This window comes from Shewanella sp. SM32 (assembly GCF_025654235.1).
GTDB classification, from domain to species: Bacteria; Pseudomonadota; Gammaproteobacteria; order Enterobacterales; family Shewanellaceae; genus Shewanella; species Shewanella oncorhynchi.
Genome location: NZ_JAKKRO010000105.1, coordinates 1 through 6,541, shown reverse-complemented (window position 1 = coordinate 6,541; position 6,541 = coordinate 1). Strand labels below are relative to the sequence as shown.

Genomic DNA, 6,541 nt, shown 5'->3' with positions numbered 1-6,541 from the left:
ATCGGTCCACCCCAATCAACTGAGTTTTCGGGATGCGGCGAGTTATATCATCTTCAAGTTGACACAACTGCCATCACAAACACCGGGGAATGTCCCGAGAGACGTATTGGATATAGAACGAAATGCACGGCAATTTAAGCTGGATGGTAAACGGGAAAGGGCATATCCACGAGTTCTTAAAATGAGCAAAAACAAGTTTCCGGTTAGACCAAAGAAAAATGCCGTTCACTCTTAAGTGAACGGCATTAGCCACTTTGCGGGCTTATTATCAAAAATTACTGAACCTAAGCACAGGTAAAAATGTACCTGCACTCTTAGGAGAGTATTACTCGCTCGATGCCGCCAACCGCAGCGCACAAACCGCCACAATGGATACTCATGGCAGTGCAACGGGTTATGATGACAGCACTTTTGCCTTTGTGCGCTTTGAGGAAAATACAGCCAATAAAACGGGCCAAAAACTGATTATTGTGAATAACTTTAATCAAACCCAAGCAAAGCCATTATCCCTTAAGCTGCCAAAGCCACTTATCGACCAATGGCAGTTAACGGATGGGACCTATCCACTTAAGGATTTGCTGGAAGACAATAAAGCGCAGTTGGTTGTCAAACAAGGGGAAGGACAAGTTCAGATGCAACTTGTGCCGCTGTCTTCGGCCATATTCGAGCTGGAAGATTAAACGAGCAAAAGCCAAGGTGAGCTAAAAAGTGAAATCGACCGATAGCGTCACGCTAAACTGTGACGCTATCTTTTTTTAACCGTTATACTCTCAAACCTTTCTATCTTATTTGATCACCTTTTAAAAATCACAAAGGAAAGCAATGTTACTCGGCATTCACCATGCAGCGATTATTTGCAGCGACTATCAAAAGTCCAAACACTTTTATGTAACCATTCTTGGCCTTACCGTGCTTGCAGAGCATTTCCGTGAGGCACGTAAGTCCTATAAACTTGATTTACAACTGCCCGATAAGAGTCAAATTGAGTTATTTTCATTCGATAATCCACCCAAACGACCAAGCTATCCCGAAGCCTGTGGACTTAGGCATCTCGCCTTTCGCGTAGCATCGATTGAAACCGCCATCGAACATCTTCATAGCCATCACATTACCGTTGAACCCGTCCGCATTGACGAATACACAGGCAGAAAATTCACCTTCTTTAGCGATCCCGACGGCTTACCCTTAGAGTTATATGAGCTATAACACGAGTCAAATAAGGCAACATCGCAGCAATAAGATGAATAAAGCTTAATTACGCTACGGGATAGTCAGCATTAGACTCAATAAAACGACGCAGCCGTTTAACCAATAGTTTAAGTAATCGATTGACCAGTTTGACGCTGTGATAAGGTCAAAGCCTACCTAGGCTAACCATTGAGGAACTCAAGATGTTTGATAATCCAGCATTATTACTATGGAGTTTAGTCTTTAGCCTCTTTGGTCTTGGCTTTTTCACCTATGGCAAACGCCAAGGTGCACCCATCCCCCTCGTCGTTGGGATAACCCTGATGCTCTACCCTTATTTTGTCAGCAACCTAATCTTACTCGTCTGCATCGGCATAGCACTCATCGCGCTACCGTATTTTGTGAAGTTGTAACAAGCGATCTTTGTCATAGCTAGATTGAAAAGCTCATATCTATCAGAGCAAAGAGGACTTATGTCTTACTCGACAAAATGACCTTATTCCACTATCTATCACTGGTCATGACTTTACTGGCCAAGCCAATAAGCAACACACCTGATATCCCCTCTAAGGCTCTCGAATAACGCAGGGAATTGGGGCGACTAAATACCCAGCTTCCTGCCGACGCATAAAGGACATTACACAAGGTCGCTAACAAACTGAAAATAAGACCAAGGGTTAACAGCTGAATTGACGTTGAACCCGCTAACGGGTCAATAAACTGCGGCAAAAAAGAGAGGAAAAATAAAGCGACTTTAGGATTAAGTACACTAACGACAATGCCTTGGAAAACTACGTTGCCGTTTGGTTTGCTATTGTTATCAACCACAATTTTATTATTGCCACGCCACATTGATATTAACGCTTGAATGCCTAAATACACTAGATACGCGGCCCCTAACCACTTCACAATACTAAAAGCCAACGCTGAACTGAGAATGATGGCAGATAATCCCAAGCTAGCAGCAAGCGTGTGAACAAAATAACCCACACCTAAACCCATCGCAGCTTTAAGCCCACTGATCATTTTCCCTTTCATTGTGTTAGATACAATGTAGATGACATCGGGTCCAGGGATAAGATTGATAGCAAGGCAAGCAACTGCAAACAGTAATAGTGAATTTAAATCCATTTAATTTTTCTCCTTGTTAAACGCGTAATCTATCGCGCCGCTTAAGTGGTGTCCGACGCAATACCGCAGCCTCTGTAAACCACTTTAAAAAAAATCAAAACGTTAACTACAAGTAAATTGGTAACCAGAACCTGTGCTCAACTTTATATACTTTTTGCTCACGTCTTGATTCAAAGCAAACTTCAATTTGCTCATCCTTAACGATCTTAATTTGCGCTTAATTTTTTTATTCACGGCAAATCGTTAAACGGCGCATCGCAAAAATGCCCAATAGTGAAAGTATTAATAAAGATAAGCTGCCACCGCCGCTGTAACCTTGTTTATGTTCTATGGTGGCGACGTGCTCTTCCTTAACCCGAGTTTTAAAGCGGGCAAGCTCGTCATCTAAATTGACTATCATATCGTTCACCGCAAGATCAAAGCCCTCGTAGGATTTCTCTCTTAGTGTTGTCGTCACGCCAACAGCGGTTGAACTTTCAGTTAACTGATTAATACCTGGCGCCCTAAATAACATCTTCTGGCTACGCATATCGAAAACGGCTGTATCAACAAAGGTTTGAATCGCATTTTCATTGCCGGGGATTAAATACATGCCCACGATAGTCCAATAAAGGATGGCGGACTTGTTCTCGTGGCTTTGCATCAATTGATCGTAAGAAACCAATGCCATAACATCAACATCATGCAGGCGAGCAACCTGCTGCAAGGTTTCAAAACCTTTACCATTTTTAAGATAGGTACTTGGGATCACTTCGATACGATCGATATAGTCATATTTAACAAAGGATTTTTTAACCTTATCAAGTAATGCCATCTGAGTTCGGCTATCAATTGCATCGGCTTGCCAATGGGACGAAGGCAAGAAAGCGATGCCGACGGTAATAGGCAAACGCAGCACAGGTAAGGATGGCTGCTGGGCTTGGCGACTCTTCTCATCAGGGTATAAATATTCGACTAAGCTACTCGATACCGCATTTTTCTCCGTGGTATTACCGTTAAAAAATGCACTACAGCCACTCAGTGAAAGCATTGCGAATGAGGCTATGCCACAGGCTAATACCTTAAGTTTCATTTGTTTCCCTACCGTATCCATACACTTGCTGTTAATGATGAAAACTGAACCTACAATAATACCAATCACATTAAATATCTAATCAGTTCAGAGCCTCACAGGCATCTCAATCCAAGGCGCATTGACGCAGAAATGGTCATTCCCTTTTAAGTCAATGCAACACCGGAGTGGGATGCCTGTGTGGCTCCCGAAGGGCGGGTTTCAACGCCCTTTATACTGCGTTTAGGGCTTTCGACAGAGCACCACTATGCCTTCATGCCTTCGCCTTGTCTAAAGCGCGTTAAATTCCCGCTGAATGAACAGATATTTAATACGATTGGTATAATGCAGATTTTTGGTTACCTTATCCATTCATCAGAGTAAAAACAAGCTGTTATGTTCACATATCACAGCATTAATCTTCCTTGATTAGATTTTAAATACAAAAAAGCCGCACTATAAATGCGGCTAGTCAATAGGTACAACCACTCTCTAAAATAAAACTTAAGTCAAAAGTTAAGCGTATTTACGCACTTTTTTAAGGGCGATTTGTTGTTTTAGCATGGATAAATGTTCGATAAATACTTTGCCATGCAAATGGTCGATTTCGTGCTGCAACACTATGGCTAAAAACTCATCGGTTTCGATTTCGATAGCCTTGCCAGTTCTGTCTAAGGCTGTCACTTTAACCTTTTCAAAACGTGACACTTTAGCGCGATAACCGGGGATAGACAGACAACCTTCTTCACCGACGAACTCACCTGACTTTTCAACAATCTCAGGATTAATCAGCACTAAAGGCTGGTCGCGACCGTCAGATAAATCGATCACGATAATGGCATCTGTACTGCCGACTTGAGTTGCTGCTAAACCGATACCATCGTCCGTGTGATACATGGTTTCGATTAAATCATCGATAAATCCCTGAACAGCTTCAATATCTTTTACAGGTTGCGCTTTACGTTTAAGGCGCTCATCGGGAATAGTTAGAATATCGAGTACAGCCATGCCAGTTATCTTCTCTCATCGAGTCAAAAAAATTGGCGCTATTATGGACTATTTGACCATTTACACAATATTTAAGCTAAAAACAGTTTAAATATTTTGTTAGTAATCGAGCTAGCCGATAAAAATATCGAGAAGTGCTTAATCCTTTAAACGTCAAATACCCTCTCATCTTCCGCTAAGCCATGCTTTACCGTTACACTAGCGTGAACTCATCAAGCAAAATTTTTTGAGCGTGATTCTTTGTGAGTGAATACCATTAAGCTAAGGGTTAACAATTCAATGGCATCGTTTCCTAAAGAAAAATCACCACTGTATCAATACCTTGAACAAGATAAACAGAGTGTAGCGAGAAAACAGCCCCAAGCAGTGGACTTGTCTCCTATGGCGAAAATCTGGCATATCGTCGCCATGATCCCGCAGGGTAAAGTCAGCAGCTATGGCAAAATAGCCGATTATGCAGGATTACCGGGACGAGCGCGTTATGTGTCAAAAGCACTGAAAGCAGCTCCCGAACATTTGTCACTCCCTTGGCATAGGGTACTCAATAGTCAAGGCAAAATATCCTTCGAGAAAAATTCAACCTTCTTTCAAGAACAGATGGAATTATTAAGAATTGAAGGGATAACAGTGAACTGCGGCAAAATTAATTTGTCTGAATACGAGTGGCGCCCGGATCTGGTGACTTTAGTCATGGCAATGCCATTTTAGTTTAATATATTGATCCATAAACTATTTACATCTCTATTTACAGAAACGTCGTCCTCGGCTATAACCTGCTTACAGTCGATCCAATAATTGATTTATGCTCAACTGATTGACCCAGAACTGTGTAAGTAAGCATGCTACTCGACACTTTTTTATCAACCACTACCGACCATTCTGTAGTGATACAAGGTGAAAACCTGCGACCCAAGGAGCATTCTTTGCGTACCATTCCCACATTATTAGTGAGTTTTACCGTCCTCACTCAAAGTATGTTTGCCATGGCAGCGCCAACGCCGCTAACACCGCAGACGGCCGAATACCAAGTCAACTATGGAGACATTGAATTAGGAAAAGCCAAATACACGCTACCCAATCCCGAAGATGGCGTGTTTAAGTATCGTTTTGATAGCGATCTCAGCCTGTTATTGTTAACCGATGTGCGTCACATCTTGAGTGAATTTACTCAAAATGATACGCAGCTCAGTCCTTTGCGTTACTTACAACAACGCCAAGGTGTCGGGCCTAATTACACGGAGCAAACCGCATTCGCCAAAGCTCAAGGCTTTATTCATACCCGTTACAAAGATGAAAAAGGCAAGTTTCCCTATGATGATAAAATCTTTGATCCTCTTATGGTGCAGTTGCAATTTAGGCTAGATATGATGGCGGGCAAAGAAGTGCTCGACTATAAGATGGTCAAGGACAACGAAGTCGATGAATACAAGTTTCATGTGATCGGTAAAGAACGAATGAACATCGACAGCGGCAGTTACGACACAGTCAAAATTGAAGTCGTGCGTGACAATAAAAAGCGTCAAACCTTCTTCTGGATGGCGCCTGACTTAGCGTATTTGCCCGTGCGGTTAACTCACTTTGAAAAAGGCAGTAAGCAGCTCGATATTAAGTTACTTAAATATCACTTCGATGAAGTGCCGCACCAAGAAACCATACCTGCAGACATTACAGAGAAACCGCTAGTGCCTAAACTGCTCGGCACGACTGAAGGTTAATCGGTAAGGCGTTGAGTTAAGATGTATAAACTTAACCCAATGATACAAAGCCTTAGCTTAACAATACTGAACTAAAGCCAAACTCATATCGAATAAAACCCAACCGTATACCTAACTGAACTATATCTAACTGAACTTAGGGCCTACCTCTAAGTTCGGTTTCGGTTAATGTTCATCGCTAATGGTTCATCACTGATTGCTATACCCAATCAACCTGAAGATGCGTGGGTAAAGAGCTGAAAATTATCATTGATCCGCGACGCTAAACTTTCACCAATATCGGGTAATGTTTCTTTGAAAAATTTATCCAGTGCGGACCTGAAATCTCGCTTATTTTTGAAGTACACGCTGTTCCTCGCGTGCTCATTCATGACCTTCCACAGTCTTTCTATCGGATTGAGGTTCGGGCTGTAAGGCGGTAAATAATGCAACTCAATATTGTGCGAAA

At 42.1% G+C, this 6,541-nt stretch carries 9 protein-coding genes and 2 pseudogenes; 7 read left to right on the top strand and 4 right to left on the bottom strand.

The genetic code is table 11. The features are described from left to right. The 4 genes and pseudogenes from L5M10_RS22970 to L5M10_RS22955 form a co-directional block, all read left to right on the top strand. Nucleotides 1-235: pseudogene (locus tag L5M10_RS22970) on the top strand (IS4 family transposase); the annotation flags it as partial. Between the two features lie 16 nt (nucleotides 236-251). Beyond that, nucleotides 252-680, top strand: a pseudogene (locus L5M10_RS22965) (alpha-amylase); the annotation flags it as partial. Between the two features lie 142 nt (nucleotides 681-822). Continuing rightward, on the top strand, nucleotides 823-1,206 hold the full coding sequence (locus L5M10_RS22960) for a VOC family protein (RefSeq protein WP_263256017.1): 384 nt from the start codon (nucleotides 823-825) through the stop codon (nucleotides 1,204-1,206). A gap of 185 nt (nucleotides 1,207-1,391) precedes the next feature. Continuing rightward, nucleotides 1,392-1,601 (top strand): hypothetical protein, encoded by a 210-nt coding sequence (locus L5M10_RS22955; RefSeq protein ID WP_113939622.1) that lies wholly within the window; start codon nucleotides 1,392-1,394, stop codon nucleotides 1,599-1,601. Nucleotides 1,602-1,692: 91 nt separating this feature from the next. Here L5M10_RS22955 and L5M10_RS22950 read toward each other — a convergent pair whose 3' ends face one another. Then, a complete protein-coding gene (locus L5M10_RS22950; RefSeq protein WP_131525774.1) occupies nucleotides 1,693-2,319 on the bottom strand; it encodes a LysE family translocator in 627 nt (208 codons plus the stop codon). 226 nt (nucleotides 2,320-2,545) lie between these two features. Continuing rightward, the gene (gene rhlP, locus L5M10_RS22945) at nucleotides 2,546-3,391 is read right to left on the bottom strand and encodes a rhombotarget lipoprotein (RefSeq protein ID WP_263256016.1); all 846 of its coding nucleotides are present in this window, start codon (nucleotides 3,389-3,391) and stop codon (nucleotides 2,546-2,548) included. 180 nt (nucleotides 3,392-3,571) lie between these two features. Between rhlP and L5M10_RS22940 the strand changes: the two genes are divergently transcribed. Beyond that, nucleotides 3,572-3,754, top strand: coding sequence for a hypothetical protein (locus L5M10_RS22940; RefSeq protein WP_263256015.1), 183 nt, complete (start codon nucleotides 3,572-3,574; stop codon nucleotides 3,752-3,754). Nucleotides 3,755-3,886: 132 nt separating this feature from the next. Here the strand turns inward: L5M10_RS22940 and def are convergent, their stop codons facing one another. Next, nucleotides 3,887-4,378, bottom strand: coding sequence for a peptide deformylase (gene def, locus L5M10_RS22935; RefSeq protein ID WP_011789520.1), 492 nt, complete (start codon nucleotides 4,376-4,378; stop codon nucleotides 3,887-3,889). 279 nt (nucleotides 4,379-4,657) lie between these two features. Here def and L5M10_RS22930 point away from each other — a divergent pair, with 279 nt between their 5' ends. Next, nucleotides 4,658-5,086, top strand: coding sequence for an MGMT family protein (locus L5M10_RS22930; RefSeq protein WP_263161058.1), 429 nt, complete (start codon nucleotides 4,658-4,660; stop codon nucleotides 5,084-5,086). 215 nt (nucleotides 5,087-5,301) lie between these two features. Then, nucleotides 5,302-6,093, top strand: a complete 792-nt coding sequence (locus L5M10_RS22925; RefSeq protein WP_263256014.1) for a DUF3108 domain-containing protein — start codon at nucleotides 5,302-5,304, stop codon at nucleotides 6,091-6,093. 209 nt (nucleotides 6,094-6,302) lie between these two features. Here the strand turns inward: L5M10_RS22925 and L5M10_RS22920 are convergent. Beyond that, the coding region (locus L5M10_RS22920) for a transposase (RefSeq protein WP_263179589.1) at nucleotides 6,303-6,541 on the bottom strand (239 nt) is incomplete at its 5' end.

What these genes read in the sequence shown, in the direction of transcription:
- L5M10_RS22955 (WP_113939622.1), top strand. Translation starts at nt 1,392, where the DNA reads ATGTTTGATAATCCAGCATTATTACTATGGAGTTTAGTCTTTAGCCTC.
- L5M10_RS22950 (WP_131525774.1), bottom strand. Translation starts at nt 2,319, where the DNA reads ATGGATTTAAATTCACTATTACTGTTTGCAGTTGCTTGCCTTGCTATC.
- def (WP_011789520.1), bottom strand. Translation starts at nt 4,378, where the DNA reads ATGGCTGTACTCGATATTCTAACTATTCCCGATGAGCGCCTTAAACGT.
- L5M10_RS22930 (WP_263161058.1), top strand. Translation starts at nt 4,658, where the DNA reads ATGGCATCGTTTCCTAAAGAAAAATCACCACTGTATCAATACCTTGAA.
- rhlP (WP_263256016.1), bottom strand. Translation starts at nt 3,391, where the DNA reads ATGAAACTTAAGGTATTAGCCTGTGGCATAGCCTCATTCGCAATGCTT.
- L5M10_RS22960 (WP_263256017.1), top strand. Translation starts at nt 823, where the DNA reads ATGTTACTCGGCATTCACCATGCAGCGATTATTTGCAGCGACTATCAA.